Source organism: Lentzea sp. NPDC037011 (genome assembly GCF_055607425.1).
The window spans coordinates 38712-58725 of sequence record NZ_JBVJRT010000015.1; the positions used below are offsets into that span (position 1 = coordinate 38712).

Consider the following 20014-nt stretch of genomic DNA (forward strand, 5'->3'; position numbering starts at 1 on the left):
TCGGGGCAGCCGGGGGCTGCCCCGGCCTTCCGCGTTTCGGGCGGCCGTAGCGAAGAACACGGTGGACGGGGCGTGGTACGTCCCTTTGGTGGCGGTACGGTTTTCTGATCCGAACTGCACACCGTTGGAGTTGTGTACGCCGTGCCCACCACTTTCGAGTACACCGACGTCCTCCCGCTCGCGAAGGACACCGAGACCGAGTACCGCCTCGTCACCTCCGACGGGGTGAAGCTGATCGAGGCCGGCGACCGCAGGTTCCTGGAGATCGCGCCGGAGACCCTGACGCTGCTCGCGAAGGAAGCCGTCCGCGACATCCAGCACCTGCTGCGCCCGTCGCACCTCGCCCAGCTGCGCAAGATCATCGACGACCCCGAGGCGTCCGGCAACGACCGCTTCGTCGCGATGGACCTGCTGCGCAACGCGGCCATCTCCTCCGGCGGCGTGCTGCCGATGTGCCAGGACACCGGCACGGCGATCATCATGGGCAAGCGCACGGAGACGGTCCTGACCGGCGGCGACGACGAGCAGGCCCTGGCCCGCGGCGTCTACGAGGCCTACCAGGAGCTCAACCTGCGCTACTCGCAGATGGCGCCGCTGACGTTCTGGGACGAGAAGAACACCGGCACCAACCTGCCCGCGCAGATCGAGGTGTTCCACAAGCCCGGCCAGGACCCGATGTACGAGTTCCTGTTCATGGCCAAGGGCGGCGGCAGCGCGAACAAGACGTTCCTGTACCAGGAGACGAAGGCGGTGCTGAACCCGAAGCGCCTCGCGTCGTTCCTCGACGAGAAGCTGCGCTCGCTCGGCACCGCCGCCTGCCCGCCGTACCACCTCGCGGTGGTGGTCGGTGGCCTGTCCGCGGAGCAGAACCTGAAGGTCGCGAAGCTGGCGTCGGCCCGCTACCTGGACAACCTGCCGTCGGAGGGTTCGGCGTCGGGCCACGCGTTCCGCGACCGCGACCTGGAGCAGCAGGTCCTGGAGCTGACCCGCAACTTCGGCATCGGCGCCCAGTTCGGCGGCAAGTACTTCTGCCACGACGTGCGCGTCATCCGCCTGCCCCGCCACGGCGCGTCCCTGCCGGTCGGCATCGCGGTGTCGTGCTCGGCGGACCGCCAGGCCAAGGCCCGCATCACCGCAGAGGGCGTGTTCCTGGAACAGCTCGAACGCGACCCGGCCCAGTTCCTGCCCGAGGTCGAGGGCGAGGACCTGTCCGACGAGGTCGTCCGCATCGACCTCACCCGCCCGATGGCCGAGATCCGCGAGGTCCTCACCCAGCTGCCGGTGAAGACCCGCGTGTCGCTGACCGGTCCGCTGGTCGTGGCCCGCGACATCGCGCACGCCAAGATCAAGGAACGCCTCGACGCCGGCGAAGAGATGCCGCAGTACCTGAAGGACCACCCGGTCTACTACGCGGGCCCGGCCAAGACGCCGGAGGGGTACGCCTCCGGGTCGTTCGGCCCGACGACCGCCGGCCGCATGGACTCCTACGTCGAGCAGTTCCAGGCCGCGGGCGGCTCGCTGGTGATGCTCGCGAAGGGCAACCGCTCCAAGCAGGTGACGTCCGCGTGCGCCACGCACGGCGGCTTCTACCTCGGTTCGATCGGCGGCCCGGCGGCACGCCTGGCGCAGGACTGCATCCGCAAGGTCGAGGTGCTGGAGTACCCCGAGCTCGGCATGGAGGCGGTCTGGAAGATCGAGGTCGAGGACTTCCCGGCGTTCGTCGTCGTCGACGACAAGGGCAACGACTTCTTCGCCGAGACCTCCGCCCCGACCCTGCAGATCAGCTTCCGCCGCTAGCTCGCACAGCGGCTTCCAGCCGAGCTGCCGCAACACCTCAACGGCCGGGCCAACTGATATATCGGTTGACCCGGCCGTTGCTTGGCCCACCCCTTTGCAACGATTCTTTTGCGATCGTCGTCCAAAGAGTCGTTGCAAAGGGGCAGGTAGGAGCTGGTCGAGGACGGCGGGCACGTGGGTGAGCACGGAGATGCGGCCGTCGTCGGCGAACAGGCGGAGCTCGGCGCCGGGGATGCGGCCGGCCAGCGGGCGTGTGCGGCGGGGGCGATGCCGTCGCGTTCGCCGTGCAGCAGCACGGTCGGTGCGCTGATGGCCGACGGGTCGAAGCCCCACGAGGTCACGTGGGCGAGGTCGTCGTCGATGAGCGGGCCAGGGCCGTTGGCGAGGGCGGGACCGACGACCTGCTCGAACCACGACCAGTCACCGCGCAGCACGGCGAGGTCGCCTCGGTGAACTCCGGGTCGTACTCGGCGCCGGAGGACTCGTGCTGCTCCTTCGCCGCACGGCCCGCAGCCGCAGCACGCAGCGAGGCCGAGCCGGAGGGGATCATGCCGGCGAAGTGGTCGAGGCCCGCGGCGTCGAACGGCGCCAGGCACGCGGCGGCGACGACGGCGGTGACGCGGTCACCGAGCAGAGCGGCACGGCCAAGGCGTGCGGGCCTCCATCGGAATAGCTGACGACCGCGAACGCCGACAGGCCGAGCTCGTCGGCGATGTGCGATATATCAGTCGCGGCCGACGCCACCGAACGACCGGGCAGCGGGGTCGACCTGCCGTAGCCGGGCCGGTCGTACGAGAGCCAGCGGACGCCCGGCCGGAACAACGGCTCGGGCGGGAGGCCGAGGTTGGGCGTGCCGTGGTGCCAGAAGACCGGCACGCCCTCCCCGACGTCGTGCACGTGCAGCTCGCGGTTCCCCAGGCGAAGATCCACTTATCAGTGCCCCAGCCGTCAGCCGGACTCCTCGCGGGACTCCAGCACGAGCCTGCGGTCGCCCAGCGGCGCGTCGAGGCGGACGGTCAGCGGGACCTCGCGGACCTCCTGCGTGCAGACCGTGCCCGGCGGCTGCTTGGTGATCGTCACCAGCGTCACCTGCACGACCTCGGCGGACTGCGCGGTCACCTCGGCGCGGGCCTCCTTGCAGCCACCGCCGACGCCGAAGACCTCGACGTCGCGACCGTCGCCGAACACGTACGCCTCGGTGCGGAAGGTCTCTGACAACGATGTCGAGTCGACCTTCTCCTGAGGCACCGGCGTGACGTCCGGCGGCACGACCGGCTTCTCCTGCGAGATCGACACCGGCGGCTGCACGGGGGCGGAGGGCGAGCTCGACCCCGGCGTCGACGCGCCGGGCGCGGACGTCCCGGTCGGCGGGACACCGGAGGAGGAGCTCGAACCCGGCGCGCTCGACGTGCCACCGGACGAGCACCCGGCGACCACGACAGCGAGAGCAACGGCAGCGACGACGTTTCTCATGCGCACCATCCTTGCAAACGGAGCTGAGCGCGGGTGGTGCCCGGCCGACGGGGCAGGTGCCGGCCGGGCACCGGGGGGAGGGAGGTCTACTTCTGTTCCTGCCGCGACGTCAGCACGACCGTGCGCTCACCCAGGGGCTCGTCCAGCTGCACCTTCAGCGGGGGGAAGCGGATGTCCATCGTGCACATCTGCTTGGTGAGCGGCAGCGTCTCCAGCAGCTCGATCTTCACCACCGACGCCGACTGCTCCAGCACCGACGCGCTGGCCTTGCCGCACCCGGCCTCCTGGGCCACGACGGTGACGGTCTTGCCGTCGCCCTGGGTCCACGCGGTGCGCGGGTAGTCCGACGCCAGGGCGTTGGTGTCCAGCTTCGTCACCGGTGTGCCGTCGGGCGGCACCTCACCGGGCGCGATGCCCGGCGGCACCTCCGAGGAGGACGAGGTGGCGGTCGGCAAGGTTGGACCGCCACCTGCTCCAGTGCCGGTGTTCTGCGCACTGCCACAGGCGGTCATCACCAGCAGCAGGGCGCCAGTGCCAACTACGGTTCCGATGTGCCTCATGCACCAAGGACGGAACCGCGCTCACAACGGGTTGCAGCGAGTTCGCTTCACAGTTACCGGGAAACGGCCGCGACCGCCTCGCGCAGCGCCTCCAGCCGGGCCGCCGACGCCAGGCCGCCGTGGTAGAGGTGGAACTCCTCAACCCCCGCGTCCGCGTACGCCAGCCACTCCTTCGACAGCGCCGCTCCGTCGGCCGGTTTCGGCGGCAGTCCCAGCACGTACGCGGCGATCCGCGTGTCCGGGGCGGCCGCGCGCAACGCCTCGATGCCCGGCACCGCGACCTCCGGGCCCGGCCAGCACATGGTGGTGAGCACGTCGACGTCCGCGTCCAGCCCGCCGGCGACGGTCGCGAACGGCCCGGTGCCCCACGGGTCCGCCGTCACGTGCATGCCGATCCGGACGGAAGGCGCGGCGGCACGGATCTCACCGACGACGCGTTGCCGCAACGACCGCACCACACCCGTGCGCACCGCGCGGACGTCGTCCGCGAGCGCACCCAGCGCTTCCTCGACGCCGGGTGCGCCGCGGTCGACCCCAGCCCGCACCGCTGCGCGCACGGCGTCCGGGTCGGCGTACAGGGCGGTGCAGGCCGAGCAGAAGCAGAGCGACAACAGCTTCTGCTGCACCGCGTTCCAGTCGGTTCCGTCGGTCTTCTCGTGGTGCCCGCCGTGGACGAACCCCAGCGGCCCGCAGGCCTCCAGGACGACCCCGTCCGGCGCGCCGAGCTCCAGCACCTCCGACACCAGCGCCGACGTGTACTCCACGACGTCGGGCTGCGCCGTGCACAACGCGTACGGGTACCGGTCGCCGAACGCGTTCACCACGGTGATGTCCGGGTGCAGGTCGCCCAGCCGCGAGCTGTGCGTCAGCACGGTCCACGCGTACACCGGCAGCCCGGCCGCACGGACCAGCGCGGCCGCCTCGCCGAACGAGTCGGGACCGTCCACCCAGGACGGTTCCGCCGGCACGAGCCGCCCGTACTTCTCCGGGCGCACGGGCAGGTAGAGCGCCGCGTGCCGCGCGTCGACCAGACGGTGCTCCGGGTGCAAGGGGGTCGCCGCCCGCACCGTGTGGTACGAGGCGGCCAGGGCGACCGCGTCGACACCGAGGTCCCGGTACCGCGCAACGGCGTCAGGATCACCGATCAGGTCCCACGGGTAGGCGTGGACAACCGACTTCACCACCGGGGGCGCTTCCTCTCGTAGCTCGGGTCGAACTTCTGCATGTACCCCGTGTCGTCACGGGCCGTGATGCCGCACCGCTCGTAGTTCTCCGCCAGCCGGGCCAGCGCGTCCCGGTCGAGCGACACGCCCAGGCCCGGACCGGTGGGCACCGGCACCGCACCGTCCACGAAGGACAGCACGCCGGGTTCGACGACCTCGTCGGCCGCGTTCCACGGGTAGTGCGTGTCGCAGGCGTAGTTCAGGTTCGGCGTCGCGGCGGCCAGGTGCGTCATGGCGACCAGCGAGATGCCCAGGTGCGAGTTCGAGTGCATCGACAGGCCGATGCCGAACGTCTGGCAGATCATGCCCAGCTGCCGCGACCGCTGCAGCCCGCCCCAGTAGTGGTGGTCGGACAGGATCACCTGCACGGCACCCTGCTCGACCGACGGCCGCAGGTGCTCGAACGCGACCACGCACATGTTGGTGGCCAACGGCATCGGCGCCTGCGCGGCCACCTCGGCCATGCCGGCGATCTGCGCGGTCGGGTCCTCCAGGTACTCCAGGACGCCGTCCAGCTCGGCCGCGACCCGCAGCGACGTCGCCGGGGACCAGGCCGCGTTCGGGTCGAGCCGCAGCGGGTGGCCGGGGAACGCCTCGCGCAGCGCGCGGATCGCCTCGACCTCCTGCTCCGGCGGGAAGACGCCGCCCTTGAGCTTGATCGACCCGAAGCCGTACTGCCCGATCATCTTCTGCGCCTGCGCCACGATGCCCGCGGGGTCGACCGCCGCGCCCCACTCGTCGGGTTCGGCACCGGGGTGCCCGTCCCACTTGTAGAACAGGTAGGCGGAGTACGGCACCGCCGGGCGGACGGCGCCGCCCAGCAGGTCGTGCACCGGGCGGCCGAGCGCCTTGCCCTGGATGTCCAGGCACGCGACCTCGAACGGCGAGAACACCCGGTCGACGGTGCTCTCCGCGGTGATCTGACCGGTCAGGCCGTGCTTGTCGAGCCCGACGGTGCCGCCGAGCACGGCGGAGACGCGCGCGTGCATCTCGTTGAGCGCGAACACGTCCAGGCCGACGAGCGAGCCGACGACGGACCGCGAGCGCTCCAGGTGCCCGAGGTCGCCGTAGGTCTCCCCCAGCCCGGAGATGCCCTCGTCGGTGTGCACCTCGACGATCGTGCGCAGCGCCCACGGCTCGTGCACGCCGGCCGAGTTCAGCAGCGGCGGGTCGCGGAACGCGATCGGTGTCAGAACAATCTCGGTGATCTTCACGGCGACCGTCCCCTCAGGCCAGCAGGGCCTTGCCCGCGACGATGATCTTGTCCAGTGCGGCGAGGTGTTCTTCGGACGGGTCGACCAGCGGCGCGCGCACGCCGCCGACGTCGAGGCCGTTCGCGCGCACGGCCGCCTTCACCAGGGCGACGGCGTAGCCGGGGACCTGGTCGCGCAGCTCGACCAGCGGCTTGTAGAACTCGTGCAGGAACCGGTTGACCAGCTCGGTGTTCCCCGACTGCACGGCCTGGTAGAAGCCGAGGGAGATCTCCGGCGCGAAGCAGAACACCGCCGACGAGTACAGCTCGACGCCGATGGCCCGGTAGGCGAGCTGGGTCATCTCCGCGGTCGGCAGGCCGTTGAAGAACTGGAACGGCTTGTCGACGCCGGCGCGCACCGAGAGCACGATGCGCTGCATCTGGTCGAGGTCGCCCAGGCCGTCCTTGAGGCCGATGACGTTCGGGATCGACGCGACCTCGACGGCGGTGTCCGGCGTGAACCGCGCGTTGTTGCGCTGGTACACGATGATCGGCAGCTCCGTGGCGCCCGCGACCTCGGCCACGTACCGCACGAGGCCGGCGGCCGGGTTCGTCACGAGGTACGGCGGCAGCAGCAGGATGCCGTCGGCACCGGCGCGTTCGGCGGCCCGCACGAACTGCTTGGTGAACGCCACCGAGCCGCCGGCACCGGCGAACACCGGCACCCGCCCGCCGGTCGCCTCCACCGCGACCGCCACCGCGCGTTCGAACTCCGCCAGCTCCAACGCGTGGAACTCGCCGGTGCCGCAGGCGACGAACACCGCGCCCGGACCGGCCGACACACCGTGCTTGACGTGCTCGGCGAGCACGTCGCAGGCGATGTTTCCCTCGGTGTCGAACGGGGTCACCGGAAAGAACAGCACACCATCGAGTTGCATACCAGCACTCATCCCTTGATCGCTCCCGTGGTGATCCCACGCAGGAAGGACTTCTGCAGCGACAGGTACACGACCAGGCTCGGTACCAGCGCCAGCAACGCACCGGCCAGCACGATCCCCGTCCCGACCATGTCGTCGGAGCGGAGCGCGAGCAGTGCGACCGTGAGCGTGTAGTCGGAGGGGTCGGCGGCGACGATCAGGGGGAGCAGGTACTGCTCCCAGATCATGTTGAAGCCGAACACGGCGATGACGCCCAGCGCCGGCCTGCACAGCGGGAGGATGATCTGCGCGAAGAGCCGCAGCTCCCCCGCACCGTCCACTTTGGCCGCCTCCTCCAGCTCCGCGGGGATCTCCCTCATGAACTCCGTCATGACGAAGATGGAGAAACCCCACGCCCCCAACGGGAGGATGACGCCGAGCAGGGTGCCCCTGAGGCTCACGTGCAGCAGCGGGAGGTCGCCGATCACCAGGGACAGCGGGATCGCGATGACCTCCTCCGGCAGCATCATCGTGGCGAGGATGACCAGCAGCGCGATGGCCTGTCCGCGGAACTTCTTGCGCGCCAGCGCGTAGGCGGCGAACACGCTGACCGCGAGCTGCAGCACCAAGGCGCCGCCGGCGATGATCAGCGAGTTGGCCAGGTAGTGCCAGATCCTGTTCTCCGCCGCGACCCGGAAGTTGATCAGCGACGGGTCGTCCGGTACCACCGACAGCTTCGTCGGGTCCGGGTTGTGGTCGAAGGCGCCCGAGAAGATGACCAGCAGCGGCCCGCAGAAGAGGACCACCGCGAGGGCGCTCAGGACGAAGCGGAGACCCCGGCTGAACCACGCGCCGGTGTGGGTGGACCAGCCGAGGGCGCTGTCGAAACGGCTTGAGTTGACGCTGCTCATCGCGCCTCCCTCCGGCGGCGGTACCACTGCACGCTGACCGTCAAAACCAAGGTAACCAGGAACAACAGCACGGAGCCAGCGGAGGCGAGCCCGGCTTCGGACTGCTCGAACGCGGTGGTGTAGACGCGGGTCATCCAGACGTCGGTCGACCCGGCCGGTCCGCCGCCGGTCAGCACGTACACCTCGGTGAACACGCGCAGGCCGCGGATCGCCGCCAGTGTCAGCAGGATCGTGATGACGGGCCGCAACGCGGGCAGTGTCACGTTCCAGATCCGCTGGGGCGTCGAGGCACCGTCGATCGCGGCCGCCTCGTACTGCCGGCGGTCGATGCCGGCCAGACCGGCGAGGATCAGCACCATGTCGTACGGCGCGTGCTTCCAGATGCCGACGAACATCACCGACACCAGCGACGTGCCGGGGTCGTGGATGTACTCCCACGGGCCGAGCCCGACCCACGAGATGAGCTCGTTGAGGAAGCCTTCCGGTGCCGGGTAGAAGAACAGCCGCCAGATCTCACCGATGACCGCGGTGGCCGCCACGACGGGCAGGAACACCGCGGACCGCACGAACCACAGCGTCTTGGTGTGGCCTTCCAGCAACAACGCGAGGAAGAAGCCGATCACCATCGCACCGGCCGTCTGACCGCCGGCCAGCACGAGGGTGTGCCAGCCGGCGGTCAGGAACTTCTCGTCCCGCAGGATCGTGGCGTAGTTCTCGAACCCGACGAAGATGTCACCGAGGAACGGCCGCACCTGGTACAGCGAGAGCCGGATGCCCTCTGCCATCGGGATGAACTTGAAGACCAGGAAGATCAGCGCGGCGGGGAGCAGGAACAGCCAGGGGACGAAGGTGGCTCCCGTGAGGCGGCGCCGGCGGCGCCGCCTCACGGGGTGGGTCTCGACGGCACCGCCGCCACTAGCCGTCAAGCCCACGTCTCGGGTGTCGCCGGGTGACCGCACTGCCGTCACTTCGACGCCTTCTGGTTGTCGAGCTCCTTCTTGAGCGCCTCCGCGAGCGACCTCAGCTCGGCCGAGGAGTCGGCGGGGCACTTCGCGAGGATGGAGTTCAGGGTCTCCGAGGTCTTCTGCCGGAACGGCGCGAAGTTCGGGACGCTCGGGAACGGCCGCGCCTCGCTGGAGTACACGCCCGCCACGGTTGCCCAGCGCGGGTCGTCGTAGGTCGCGTCGACGTCGACGTTCTTGTTGACGGGCAGGCGGACCACGGGCTGCGGGTCGCCCTTCATGCCGGCCTGCTGCGCCTCGGGCGTGATGAGGTACTCGGCGAGCTTCTGCTGGTCGGCGGTCTTCGCGGAGCCGGCCATCCGGTAGATGTTCTCGCCCTCACCGAGCACGGTGGCACCGGCCGGGCCGCGCGGGGACGCGATGACCTCGTACCTGTCCTTGCCGACCGACTTGTCGAAGCGGCCGATCATGTAGGGGCCGGTGAGGTAGATGCCGCTCTTGCCGGCCTCGAACAGCGGGTGCGCGTCGTTGGTGCCCAGCGTCAGCGAGCCGGGCTGCACGACCTTGTCCTCGCAGAAGAGCTTGCGCAGCCGTTCGACGGCCTTGACCGACTCCGGGGAGTCGATGCCGACGCGGAACTTGCCGTCGCCCTGCTCCTCCAGGATGTCGCCGCCGCCCTGCCAGATGTAGCTCGACGCCCACCAGGCGAGGTAGCCGCGGTCGGTGGTGCCGGGGACGAGCATGCCGTAGGTGTCGTTCTGCCCGTTGCCGTCGGGGTCGTCGCGGGTGAAGGCCCTCGCGAGGTCGTCGAGCTCCTCCCACGTCGTGGGGATCGGCTTGCCGAGCTTCTCGCGCCAGTCCTTGCGGATCAGCGTGACCATCGCCTGGGTGGAGTAGGGGATGGCGTAGAACTTTCCGTCCGCGCCCTTGGCGTTGTTCCACGCGCGGTCGACGACGTCGGAGCCACCCCCGACGTCTCCGCGGTTCACCTCGGTCGTCCAGCCCTGCTTGACGAAGTTGCCGAGCGAGCCGGTGTCGGTGATGACGACGTCGGGGAGGTCCTTCGACGCGGCGCGCTGCTGCACCTGCTTGTCGAAGTCGTTGAAGATCGGCTTGTAGTCGACCCGCACACCGGTCTTCTCGGTGAAGGACTTGAAGATCTTCTCGTAGACCTTCGCCGTCGCCTCGGTCGAGCGGGTCCACACCTCGAGGGGCTTGTCCGGGTCCTTGGCCGACGAGGCCGTGCTGCCGCTGCCACACCCCGCGAGCAGGGCGGCCACGCTGAGCGTGGCGACGGTGGTGGCTGTTCTACGGCGCATCGTCAGGCCCTTCGAGTTCAGGTATGTGAACCTGGGTCGTACTTGTGAACCTGGTGCAGGACTGTAAGAATCAGGACAGCAACGTGTCAAGGGCAAGTTGCTTTCCTGTTTCGAGGAGGCCAGGTGGCGTCGCCGATCGACAAGGGCACGGCTCGTCCGGGTGCGGTGAAGTCCGCCGACCGCACGGTGGAGCTGCTCGAGGTGCTGTCCGCGTCAGACCGCAGGCTGACGCTCACGGAGCTGCACCGCGAGCTCAGCTACCCCAAGTCCAGCCTCTACATGCTGCTGCAGACGCTCGTCGCGCGCGGCTGGGTGGAGGTCGACTCGGACAGGGGCACCTACGGCATCGGTGTTCGCGCGCTGCTCGTCGGTACGTCCTACCTGGACCACGACCCCGTCGTGCGGGCGGCCATCCGGGTGATGGAGCAGGTGCGCCAGGAGATCAACGAGACCGTGCACCTCGCCCGTTTGGACGGTGCCGACGTCGTCTACCTGGCGAGCCGCGAGTCCGAGCACCACCTGCGCGTCGTCTCGCGCGTCGGCCGCCGGCTGCCAGCGCACTCCACGTCGCTGGGCAAGGCCGTGCTGTCCACGCGGACGCCGGAGGAGGTCGACCTGATCCTTCCCGACGGGCTGGCGCCGCTGACGCCGAACACGGTGACCGACCGGGCGGCCCTGCACGAGCAGCTCGCCGGGTTCCGCAACGCCGGGTACGCCCACGAGCGCGAGGAGAACACGCCGGGGCTCGGCTGCTTCGCCGTCGCCCTGCCGTACCGCAACCCCGTGCTGGACGCGATGAGCTGCTCTGTCCCGCTGGGCCGGCTGACCCCGGAACACGAGCGGCAGGTCATCGCCGCCCTGCTGGACGCCGCCAGGACGATCACCGAGCTCCTCCGCCAGTTCGGCCGCTGAACCCGAGCTCCACCAGACACACGCACACGACGGAGGGGTCGAACCCGTGACCGCACGCATCCTGATCACCGGCGCGGCCGGCGTGGTGGGAACGCTCATGCGTCCCCGGCTCGCCGCACAGGGCCGTGTCCTGCGGCTGCTGGACATCGCCGAGCTGCCCGCCGCGGCGGACGGCGAGGACGTCGAGCTCGTCCAGGCATCGGTGACCGACATGGCCGCAATGGAGGCGGCGATGCGGGACGTGGACGCCGTGATCCACCTCGGCGGGCACAGCCTGGAGGAGTCGTGGGAGAAGATCCTGCGGGTCAACATCGACGGCACGCACACGGTCCTGGAGGCCGCGCGCCGCGCCGGTGTGCGCCGGGTGGTGCTGGCGAGCTCCAACCACGCCGTCGGGTACGTCGAACGCGCCGACGGCGAGGCCGGTGACTACCTCTTCCCGCGCCCGGACACCTACTACGGTGTGTCGAAGGTGGCGCTGGAGGCGCTGGGGTCGTTGTACGCCGACCGCTACGGGATGGACGTGATCGCACTGCGCATCGGCTCGTGCTTCCCGAAGCCGCGCGACGTGCGGATGCTGTCGACGTGGATGTCACCCGACGACGGCGCCCGGCTGTTCGAGGCGGCGCTGTCGGTCGCCTCACCGGGGTTCCGGATCGTGTGGGGCGTCTCGGCCAACACGCGCGGCTGGTTCTCGCTCGACGAGGCCCGCGCGCTGGGCTACGAACCGCAGGACGACTCCGAGGTGTTCGCGGAAGAGGTGCTGGCCGCGCACGGCGGTGAGCTCGACCCGTCGTCGTATGCGGGCAAGTACGTGGGCGGGGCCTGGTGCGGCCCCGATTTCGACACGGCAGTCAAGGAGGCAGGGCGTTGAGCCACGTCGTTCAGGGATACAACCCGCGCACCGGTGAGCCGTTCGGCGAACCGGTCGCCAAGACCCCGGACAGCGAGGTGGACTGGATCGCCTCGGCTGCCGCCGTCGCGTTCCCGGCGTGGTCGCTCGCGCCGGCCGCCGACCGCGCGGTGGTGCTGGAGGCGGTCGCCGACGCGCTCGACGCGGAGTCGGAGCTGCTGGTCGCCACCGCGGACAGCGAGACGGCGCTGGGCGTGCCGCGGCTGACCACCGAGCTCAAGCGCACGACGAACCAGCTGCGGCTGTTCGCGGAGGTGCTGCGCGAGGGCAGCTACGTCGAGGCGACGCTGGACTCGGCGAACCCGGACATCATCCCGCCGCGCCCGGTGCTGCGCCGCGTGCTGCGTCCACTGGGGACGGTCGCGGTGTTCTCCGCGTCGAACTTCCCGTTCGCGTTCTCGGTGGCCGGCGGTGACACGGCGTCCGCGCTCGCGTCCGGCTGTTCCGTCGTGGTGAAGGCACACTCGGCGCACCCGTCGACCTCGCGGGAGACCGCCCGCGTGGTCGTGGACGCGCTGCGCGCGGCCGGTGCGCCCGAGGGCGTGTTCGGGATCGTCTACGGCACCCAGGCCGGCGTGGCCCTGGTGCAGCACCCGGTCGTGCGGGCCGTCGGCTTCACCGGGTCGACCGGTGGCGGGCGGGCGTTGTTCGACCTGGCGCAGGGCAGGCCGGACCCGATCCCGTTCTACGGCGAGCTGGGCAGCGTGAACCCGACGGTGATCCTGCCGGGTGCGGCAACCCCGGACGTCGCCGCCGGTTTCGCGCAGTCGCTGACGATGGGCGTCGGCCAGTTCTGCACGAACCCCGGCCTGGTGTTCGCGCCCGCGGAGCTGGTGCCCGCGCTGGGCGAGGCGGTGGCGGCGACGGCCGGTGGCGCGATGCTCAACGAGCGGATGTGCGACTCCTACACCGCCTCGACGGACGCGCTGGCCGCGTCGGACCTGGTGACCGTCGTGTCGACCGGCAGCCGGCCGGACGAGGCGTGGGCGGTGTCGCCGCGGCTGTTCAGCGTGCCGATCTCGGTGTTCGAGCAGAACCTGGAGAAGCTGACCGAGGAGCACTTCGGCCCGGCGGCGCTGGTCGTGACGTACTCGTCGCCCGCGGAGCTGCACCCCGTGCTCGCGAAGCTGCCGGGAACGCTGACCGGCACCGTGCACGCGGCCGAGTCGGACCACGCCGAGGCCGGTGCGGTCGCCGAGGTCCTGCGGCACGTCGCGGGCCGCATCATCTTCAACGCCTGGCCGACCGGTGTCGCCGTGGCGTGGGGCCAGCACCACGGTGGCCCGTGGCCGTCGACGACGAACCCGCTGCACACCTCGGTGGGAGCGACGTCGATCCGCCGCTGGATCGCACCGGTGACCTACCAGTCGTGGCCGGACGCCCTGCTGCCGGCCGAGCTGCAGGACGCGAACCCGCTGGGCATCCCGCGCCGCGTCGACGGCGTGCTCGGCGTGCACTGACCCGTTCGCCCGAAGGGGGCGGCCGGCAGCACGCCGGCCGCCCCCTTCGTCGTGCTTGACCCTGGAGTGCACTCCCAGGTTTAGCGTGGGCGGCATGAGAGTTGCGGAACTCGCACGGGAGGTGGGGGTCGCGCCGGACACGGTGCGGTACTACGAGCGGGCGGGGTTGCTCGCTCCCCCGCCGCGCACGTCGTCGGGCTACCGGCAGTACCCGGAGGCGGCCGCCGAGCGGATCCGGTTCATCCGCGACTGCCAGCGGTTCGGGCTCACATTGCGCGAGATCGCCTCGCTGCTGGCCGTCCGCGACACCGGCGAGTGCCCGTGCGAACCCGCCTCGGAGCTGCTGCGGCGGCACATCGCGGACATCGACGCCGAGATGACGCGGCTGGCCCGGCTCCGCACCGAGCTGGCGGAGATGGTCGAGAGCACCGACTGTCCCCCGTGGTGCCCACCGGAGGGGAGGTGATCCCGATGACGGACGAGTGCTGCACGTGCTGCGAGTGCTGCTGACCTGAGTCCCGTTCACCGGTTCGGTGTGGCGCCCACCGAACCCCCTGGCTCAGCCGTTCTTGCTGCTCAGGAAACCCGCAATCGCTTTCGCGCAGTCCAGTGACTCGGTGTGCGTGGTGTCGACCTCGACGTCGTAGGTCATGTCCCGGTGCACCAGGTCCGCCTGCGCTTCCGCCATGCCGCTCACCCGGTCCCCGCGGGCGAGCTCACGCCCGGTGGCGACCGTCGCGTCGCACCGCACCCCGACCCACACCACGTCGAGCCCGTCCAGCGCCTTCTCCCACCGCGCCCGCGACTCCGTGCCGCCGAGGAACACCTCGTCCACGATCACGCGCGCCCCGGCCCGTGCCATCGCGGCGACACCGCCGATCCACGCGTCCTCCAGCTCGCGGAACTCCCCGCCGACGGTCACCTCACCGTCGTCGGCGAACCCGATGCCCTCCTCGCCGAGCCGCAACCGCGCCGGCATCGCGTCGATCAGCGTGTCCACCCCGAACGCCAGCCACGGCTCCGGGAACACCGCCTGCAGGCACCGCGCGATCCCGGACTTGCCCGCGCTGGACCCGCCGTTGAGCACGATCACCTGAGCCACACCTGGACCGTACCCAGCCCGCTCCCCTGTCACGCCTGCCCCAGCCTTCCCGTAGCTCACCACCCGTCAGCTCACCACCGTCAGCTCACCTCCAGCCGGCTGCCGTCCTGCCCCTTTGCAACGATTCTTTTGCGGTCGTCGTCCAAAGACTCATTGCTAAGGCGCAGGTCAGCAGGGTGTCGTGAGCTACGAAGCAGCCGATATATCAGTGAGCGGGCGTGCGGCGCCGTTCCGCCAACAGCTCCCGCTGGTACCCGAGGAAGTCGACCTCCAGGGTGTGCCGCTTCGACGCGACGTACCGGCTGCGCAGCCCCTGCCGGTACGCGAGGACCTCCGCTTTCATGTCCGGCACCGGCGGCAGCACCGCCCGTCCGGTGAGCAGGTCGGCGACCCACTCGGCCTGCGCCTCCGCGAGCGGCATGACCGCTCCGAGCGGCTGGATCAGCCCGAGGAAGTAGAGCCCGGGGTGCTCGGGGTCGACGACCCGCTTGTAGAGCGACACCTCGTTGTCGGCCGACGACACCGAGGGGAACGCGGACGCCTCCAGGAACGGGAACTCGACCTTGTAGCCGGTGCAGTAGATGATGACGTCGACGTCCTCGCGGCTGCCGTCGGTGAAGACGACACCGGTCCCGTCGAGCCGGGCGACGTTCGGCTTCACCGTGATGTCGCCGTGCCCGAGCCGGGTGAGCAGGTCGTCGGACACCGTCGGGTGCGCGGCGAGGATGCCGTGCGCGGGCTGCGGCAGACCGTAGTCGGTGAGCTTGCCGCGCGAGATCCGCAGCATGAGCCGCAGTGACAGCGCCTGCAGCCACGACGGCGCGAACCGGGCCAGCGGCGAGGTCGTCAGGTGGTCGGTAGGCATGCCGAACAGGAACTTCGGCATGATGTGCGCGCCGCGGCGCATCGCCAGGAACGTCCGCGCGGACACCCGCGACGATTCGACGGCGATGTCGCAGGCCGAGTTGCCGATGCCGAGCACCAGGACCTTCTTGCCGGCGAACCGCTCCGGCGTCTTGTAGAAGTGCGCGTGCATCTGCTCGCCGTCGAACGTGCCCTCGAACGCCGGCTCCGGCCAGCGCGGCGACCAGTGGTGCCCGTTCGCGACGACGACCGAGCCGTACGAGGTCGTGACCGGCTCCCCCGTGTCCCGGTCGCGCGAGGTGACCGCGTAGCCACCGGCGGTGGGCACCACGGACGTGACCTCGGCGCGGAACCGGATGCGGTCGCGGAAGCCGTGGTGCTTCACGAAGTCGTCGAAGTACTCGGCGATCTGGAAGTGCGACGGGTACGCCGGCAGGTGTGCCGGCATCGGGAAGGACCTGAACTCCATCATCTGCCGCGAGGTGTTGATGTGGAGCGAGCGGTAGGCGGACGACATGCCGTTGTCGTTGAGGTAGCGCCAGTTCCCGCCGATGTCGGAGCCGGCCTCGTAGCAGTCGTAGTCGACGCCGCGGGCGCTCAGCACCTGACAAGCGGCGATGCCGGACGAACCCGCCCCGATGACGCACACGCGATCCATGGCTGAAGGATTCTCACGTTCTGTGCGGCTGTCAATGATCGGGCCAGCCCGCCTGCTGGGATTCCGCACGCCGACCGGCTCGGGCCAATACCTTGACGCGCATGCGAAAACTACTCGTTGCAGTCACGTCGGTGCTGGCGTTCTCGGTCACCACCGGAACGGCGGCGGGCACCCCGTTGCCGTTGCCGGAGATCTTCGCGACGAACAACACCGCGATCATCACCGACCCCGCCGACTCCCGCCTGCGGGACCGGCTGACCGGCTTCGACCGCGAGGTCCGCGGCATCGTCTTCGCCCACGGCGGCGTCACCACCCGCTCCACGCTGCTCGACGGCGTGTTCTGGTCGAGCGAGCAGCAGCGGACGACGTTCGAGCGCTCCCGCAAGTTCGACGTCACCCTCGGCGAGGAGGGCCTGCGGCACGCCGCCGCCACGATCGGCAAGCGGTTCCGGCAGGAGTCGGTGCTGACGTTCCGCTTCCTGCCCGCGAACTCGCCGCAGGTCGACGCCGTGCAGGTCGAGGTCGACGGCATCACCGCGCAGCAGCTGCGGGAAGGCCTGCTCAACGACGTCGTGGCGCGCGAGACGCTCGGTGGCGGCAGCGTCACGCTCCAGAACCGGGCGATCCTCATCGCGGGCGTCGTAGACCTGCCGGTCGTGCGCGCGTTCGTCACGTCCCTGGGCGGCGACATGAGCAGGGCGAAGGTGCGCAAGGGCACCTGGGAGTTCGTGTCGGCCGCGGAAACTCCTTTGTGGATCAACGAGAACGCGGCCTAACCTCGTTCCCATGGCAGCAACCGTCGTCCGCGGCCAGAACGTGGACATCCGCATGTGGACCCGGCCCGACGAGGTCGAGGAGTTCGCCATGCGACAGCTCCAGAACATCTCCGCGCTGCCGTGGGCCGTCAAGCACATCGCCGTGATGCCGGACGTGCACTACGGCAAGGGGGCCACGGTGGGTTCGGTGATCGCGTTGCGCGACGCCGTCTCCCCCGCGGCCGTCGGCGTGGACATCGGCTGCGGCATGACCGCCGTGCGCACGTCGCTCACAGCGAGCGATCTGCCGGAGACGTTGCGTGGTCTCAGGTCGCGCATGGAGTCGGTCGTGCCCGTCGGTTTCGGCCAGCACAGGGCGACCGCGTTCACCGAGAGGGACGCGTCCGACTGGGGATCGTTCTGGCGGCGGTTCGACGACCTGACGCCGGCCGTGAAGGCGCGTGCCGACAAGGCGATGCACCAGATGGGCACGCTCGGCGGCGGCAACCACTTCCTGGAGGTCTGCCTCGACGGCGACCAGCGGGTGTGGGTGATGCTGCACTCCGGGTCGCGCGGGATCGGCAACGAGCTGGCGCAGCACCACATCGCGGTGGCGCGCACGCTCGCGCACAACGCCGAGCTGCCGGACCCGGACCTGGCGGTGTTCCTCGCGGGCACGCCGGAGATGGCGTCGTACCGGCACGACCTGTACTGGGCGCAGGACTACGCGCGGCGCAACCGTTCGGTCATGCTGCGCCTGGTGTCCGACGTGCTGCGCGCGGAGTTCCCGCACATCGCGTTCGAGGAGCCGATCTCCTGCCACCACAACTATGTTGTGGAGGAGACGCACTTCGGCGAGGACGTGCTGGTGACCCGCAAGGGCGCGATCCGCGCCGGCCGCGGTGAGCTGGGCATCATCCCCGGTTCGATGGGCACCGGTTCGTACATCGTGCGCGGGCTCGGCAACCCCGACTCGTTCCAGTCGGCGTCGCACGGCGCGGGCCGGCGGATGTCGCGCAACAAGGCCCGCAAGACGTTCACGACGCAGGATCTCGCCGACCAGACAAGTGGGGTGGAGTGCCGCAAGGACTCCGGTGTGGTGGACGAGATCCCGGGCGCCTACAAGGACATCGACACCGTGATGGCGAACCAGTCCGACCTGGTCGAGGTGGTCGCCAAGCTCAAGCAGGTGGTTTGTATCAAGGGTTGAATGTTTCCCCGGCGCGCGCATTGGAAAGCCTCCGGACAGCAGAGTTCCTGCCTGTCTTGGAGGTTTTTCCATGTCAACGGGCGCCATCATCGGTCTGGTGGTCGCGGTTCTCGTGGTGCTGGTGGTCCTCGCGTTCGTGCTGAGGCCCGCCATGCAGCGCAAGAAGCTGCGCGACCGCTTCGGCCCCGAGTACGACCGCGCGGTCGCGGAAAGTGACGACAGGACGGCCGCGGAGAAGGAGCTCGCCGAGCGGGAGCACCGCCACAGCGAGTTCGACCTGAAGCCGCTTTCCCCTGCGGCGCAGGAGAGTTACCGTCGGCACTGGGCCACCGTGCAGGCCAAGTTCGTCGACTCGCCGAACACGGCGATCGCGGACGCCGACCGACTGGTGACCGACCTGATGGCCGAGCGCGGGTACCCCACCGAGGGGTACGAGGCGCAGCTGAGCGTGCTGTCCGTCGAGCACGCGCGGACGCTGGAGCACTACCGCAAGGCACACGACATCTCCGAACGCCAGGAGATCGGCGAGGCGAGCACCGAGGACCTGCGCACCGCGATGGTGCACTACCGCGAGCTGTTCGACGACCTGCTCGAACGCGGCGCGGGTTCCCGCAAGGACGTTCCCCGGAAGGAGAAGAGCGATGTCTGAGGCCGTCCACTCACGGGCCGCGGCAGCGCAGGCACAGCAGGAGCAGAAGGACCAGACGGTGCGCGAGGAGCGGCGTGAGGAACGCGCCGCGCACGCCCAGCGCGAGGACATGCAGCGCGCCGACGCCCAGCGCACCGAGGCCCAGCGGGTCGACGCTCAGCGGGTCGACGCCCAGCGCGAGGGTACGCAGCGTGAAGGCGTGCAACGCGAGGGTGGTCAGCACGAGAACCTGGCCGCGCAACGGGAAACCCACCAGCGCGACGTCGTGCCGCAGCAGGCCCAGCGCCAGGAAACGCAGCGCCACGAGACCCACCGCCAGGACGCCGTGCGTCACGACGGCCGGGCGCAGGAGTCCGGACGCCAGACCCACACCCAGACCGCGCACACGGCGCAGGCCGAGCGCCCCCAGGCCGAGCGGTTGCCGGGCCGGCTCGAGGACGAGTGGCAGGCGGTGCAGTTCGAGTTCGTCGACGACCCGCACGCCGCGGTGCGCAAGGCGGACGACCTCGTGCAGAAGGCGATCGAGGAGCTGACCTCGCGCCACCGCACGCTCTCCCAGCAGTGGAAGGGCGAGGGCAAGCACGAGACCGAGGAGCTGCGACTCGCGCTCCACCGCTATCGGGAACTGTTCAGGTCGCTCGTAGCGACCAGGTGATCCAACGCCCCGGCGCCGCGGCCGTAACAGGTTGCGGCGCCGGCAGGCATGTCCGCACCAGCTCGCCGGCGGTCAGCTGGGCAGCTCGCGGATCTCCATCTCCAGCACGTCGATCTCGTCGCTGATGGCCTCGTCGAGCATGTCGTCGAGCAGCTTGCGGCACTCCGCCGACCCGCACCGGGCCAGTCCCGTCCCGAAGCGCGGCACCTGCTCCCACCACACCGCCGGGTTGTTCCAGAACGACCCGGACCCCTGGTCGACGCCTTCGAGGCACCGCAGCCTCTGGTCGGTCTCCGGAAGTGAGCGGACGAACTCCACGAACAACGCCAGCGCGTCGGGGTTGCTCACCGGAACCGCGCCATAACCGCGCAGGCAGTCCTCCAGCTCAGCGAGGAACTCCGCCTTGAAGGACACGGCACACCCCCGCTCCTCCGCACCGCTGCGGACGTCTTGAGTTCGTGCCGTCAACAGTACCTCCGCAG

General features: G+C 70.1%; 22 protein-coding genes. 9 read left to right on the forward strand and 13 right to left on the reverse strand.

What is annotated here, in order from left to right; translation table 11 throughout:
* The first annotated feature begins 132 nt into the window (after nucleotides 1-132).
* Nucleotides 133-1797, forward strand: coding sequence for a fumarate hydratase (locus ACZ7CH_RS35440; protein WP_470375926.1), 1665 nt, complete (start codon nucleotides 133-135; stop codon nucleotides 1795-1797).
* Between the two features lie 337 nt (nucleotides 1798-2134).
* On the opposite strand, the gene ACZ7CH_RS35445 is transcribed toward ACZ7CH_RS35440, so the two are convergent.
* The 10 genes from ACZ7CH_RS35445 to ACZ7CH_RS35490 all read right to left on the reverse strand — a co-directional run bounded on the left by ACZ7CH_RS35445 (nucleotide 2135) and on the right by ACZ7CH_RS35490 (nucleotide 10354).
* On the reverse strand, nucleotides 2135-2347 hold the full coding sequence (locus tag ACZ7CH_RS35445; RefSeq protein WP_470375927.1) for a hypothetical protein: 213 nt from the start codon (nucleotides 2345-2347) through the stop codon (nucleotides 2135-2137).
* Nucleotides 2344-2727, reverse strand: a complete 384-nt coding sequence (locus ACZ7CH_RS35450) for an alpha/beta fold hydrolase (protein WP_470375928.1) — start codon at nucleotides 2725-2727, stop codon at nucleotides 2344-2346. Before ACZ7CH_RS35450 ends, ACZ7CH_RS35445 begins: the two co-directional genes overlap by 4 nt.
* 18 nt (nucleotides 2728-2745) lie before the next feature.
* On the reverse strand, nucleotides 2746-3270 hold the full coding sequence (locus ACZ7CH_RS35455; RefSeq protein WP_470375929.1) for a hypothetical protein: 525 nt from the start codon (nucleotides 3268-3270) through the stop codon (nucleotides 2746-2748).
* An 86-nt stretch (nucleotides 3271-3356) separates the two neighbouring features.
* The gene (locus ACZ7CH_RS35460) at nucleotides 3357-3725 is read right to left on the reverse strand and encodes a hypothetical protein (RefSeq protein WP_360398349.1); all 369 of its coding nucleotides are present in this window, start codon (nucleotides 3723-3725) and stop codon (nucleotides 3357-3359) included.
* 158 nt (nucleotides 3726-3883) lie between these two features.
* Nucleotides 3884-5014: a hypothetical protein gene (locus tag ACZ7CH_RS35465; RefSeq protein ID WP_470375930.1), complete on the reverse strand. Its 1131-nt coding sequence runs from the start codon at nucleotides 5012-5014 to the stop codon at nucleotides 3884-3886.
* Nucleotides 5008-6267: a glucarate dehydratase family protein gene (locus ACZ7CH_RS35470; protein ID WP_470375931.1), complete on the reverse strand. Its 1260-nt coding sequence runs from the start codon at nucleotides 6265-6267 to the stop codon at nucleotides 5008-5010. The genes ACZ7CH_RS35465 and ACZ7CH_RS35470 overlap by 7 nt, the downstream gene beginning before the upstream one ends.
* Nucleotides 6268-6280: 13 nt before the next feature.
* The gene (locus tag ACZ7CH_RS35475) at nucleotides 6281-7183 is read right to left on the reverse strand and encodes a 5-dehydro-4-deoxyglucarate dehydratase (protein ID WP_470375932.1); all 903 of its coding nucleotides are present in this window, start codon (nucleotides 7181-7183) and stop codon (nucleotides 6281-6283) included.
* Between the two features lie 8 nt (nucleotides 7184-7191).
* Nucleotides 7192-8073 (reverse strand): carbohydrate ABC transporter permease, encoded by an 882-nt coding sequence (locus ACZ7CH_RS35480; protein ID WP_470375933.1) that lies wholly within the window; start codon nucleotides 8071-8073, stop codon nucleotides 7192-7194.
* Nucleotides 8070-8960, reverse strand: coding sequence for a carbohydrate ABC transporter permease (locus ACZ7CH_RS35485; RefSeq protein WP_458433687.1), 891 nt, complete (start codon nucleotides 8958-8960; stop codon nucleotides 8070-8072). The genes ACZ7CH_RS35480 and ACZ7CH_RS35485 overlap by 4 nt, the downstream gene beginning before the upstream one ends.
* A gap of 77 nt (nucleotides 8961-9037) precedes the next feature.
* A complete protein-coding gene (locus ACZ7CH_RS35490; protein ID WP_470375934.1) occupies nucleotides 9038-10354 on the reverse strand; it encodes a sugar ABC transporter substrate-binding protein in 1317 nt (438 codons plus the stop codon).
* Between the two features lie 123 nt (nucleotides 10355-10477).
* On the opposite strand from ACZ7CH_RS35490, the gene ACZ7CH_RS35495 reads away from it, so the two are divergent.
* The 4 genes from ACZ7CH_RS35495 (at nucleotide 10478) to ACZ7CH_RS35510 (ending at nucleotide 14105) form a co-directional block, all read left to right on the forward strand.
* Nucleotides 10478-11266, forward strand: a complete 789-nt coding sequence (locus tag ACZ7CH_RS35495) for an IclR family transcriptional regulator (RefSeq protein WP_360398362.1) — start codon at nucleotides 10478-10480, stop codon at nucleotides 11264-11266.
* 46 nt (nucleotides 11267-11312) lie between these two features.
* The gene (locus tag ACZ7CH_RS35500) at nucleotides 11313-12140 is read left to right on the forward strand and encodes an NAD-dependent epimerase/dehydratase family protein (RefSeq protein ID WP_470375935.1); all 828 of its coding nucleotides are present in this window, start codon (nucleotides 11313-11315) and stop codon (nucleotides 12138-12140) included.
* Entirely contained in the window at nucleotides 12137-13639 is a 1503-nt protein-coding gene (locus ACZ7CH_RS35505; protein ID WP_470375936.1) for an aldehyde dehydrogenase (NADP(+)), read from the forward strand. The genes ACZ7CH_RS35500 and ACZ7CH_RS35505 overlap by 4 nt, the downstream gene beginning before the upstream one ends.
* A 94-nt stretch (nucleotides 13640-13733) precedes the next feature.
* The gene (locus tag ACZ7CH_RS35510) at nucleotides 13734-14105 is read left to right on the forward strand and encodes a heavy metal-responsive transcriptional regulator (protein ID WP_360398368.1); all 372 of its coding nucleotides are present in this window, start codon (nucleotides 13734-13736) and stop codon (nucleotides 14103-14105) included.
* 93 nt (nucleotides 14106-14198) lie between these two features.
* Here the strand turns inward: ACZ7CH_RS35510 and cpt are convergent, their stop codons facing one another.
* Together cpt and ACZ7CH_RS35520 are read right to left on the reverse strand one after the other, a co-directional pair.
* On the reverse strand, nucleotides 14199-14741 hold the full coding sequence (gene cpt, locus ACZ7CH_RS35515; protein ID WP_470375937.1) for a chloramphenicol phosphotransferase CPT: 543 nt from the start codon (nucleotides 14739-14741) through the stop codon (nucleotides 14199-14201).
* Nucleotides 14742-14946: 205 nt separating this feature from the next.
* Nucleotides 14947-16263, reverse strand: a complete 1317-nt coding sequence (locus ACZ7CH_RS35520; protein WP_470375938.1) for an NAD(P)-binding domain-containing protein — start codon at nucleotides 16261-16263, stop codon at nucleotides 14947-14949.
* A gap of 101 nt (nucleotides 16264-16364) precedes the next feature.
* Here ACZ7CH_RS35520 and ACZ7CH_RS35525 point away from each other — a divergent pair, with 101 nt between their 5' ends.
* The 4 genes from ACZ7CH_RS35525 to ACZ7CH_RS35540 all read left to right on the forward strand — a co-directional run bounded on the left by ACZ7CH_RS35525 (nucleotide 16365) and on the right by ACZ7CH_RS35540 (nucleotide 19532).
* Nucleotides 16365-17039: a hypothetical protein gene (locus ACZ7CH_RS35525; protein ID WP_470375939.1), complete on the forward strand. Its 675-nt coding sequence runs from the start codon at nucleotides 16365-16367 to the stop codon at nucleotides 17037-17039.
* Between the two features lie 10 nt (nucleotides 17040-17049).
* A complete protein-coding gene (locus tag ACZ7CH_RS35530) occupies nucleotides 17050-18228 on the forward strand; it encodes an RtcB family protein (RefSeq protein WP_470375940.1) in 1179 nt (392 codons plus the stop codon).
* 70 nt (nucleotides 18229-18298) lie between these two features.
* A complete protein-coding gene (locus ACZ7CH_RS35535) occupies nucleotides 18299-18877 on the forward strand; it encodes a hypothetical protein (protein WP_360398378.1) in 579 nt (192 codons plus the stop codon).
* On the forward strand, nucleotides 18870-19532 hold the full coding sequence (locus ACZ7CH_RS35540; protein ID WP_470375941.1) for a hypothetical protein: 663 nt from the start codon (nucleotides 18870-18872) through the stop codon (nucleotides 19530-19532). Before ACZ7CH_RS35535 ends, ACZ7CH_RS35540 begins: the two co-directional genes overlap by 8 nt.
* A 72-nt stretch (nucleotides 19533-19604) precedes the next feature.
* On the opposite strand, the gene ACZ7CH_RS35545 is transcribed toward ACZ7CH_RS35540, so the two are convergent.
* Nucleotides 19605-19946: a hypothetical protein gene (locus tag ACZ7CH_RS35545; RefSeq protein ID WP_360398382.1), complete on the reverse strand. Its 342-nt coding sequence runs from the start codon at nucleotides 19944-19946 to the stop codon at nucleotides 19605-19607.
* Nucleotides 19947-20014 lie beyond the last annotated feature (68 nt).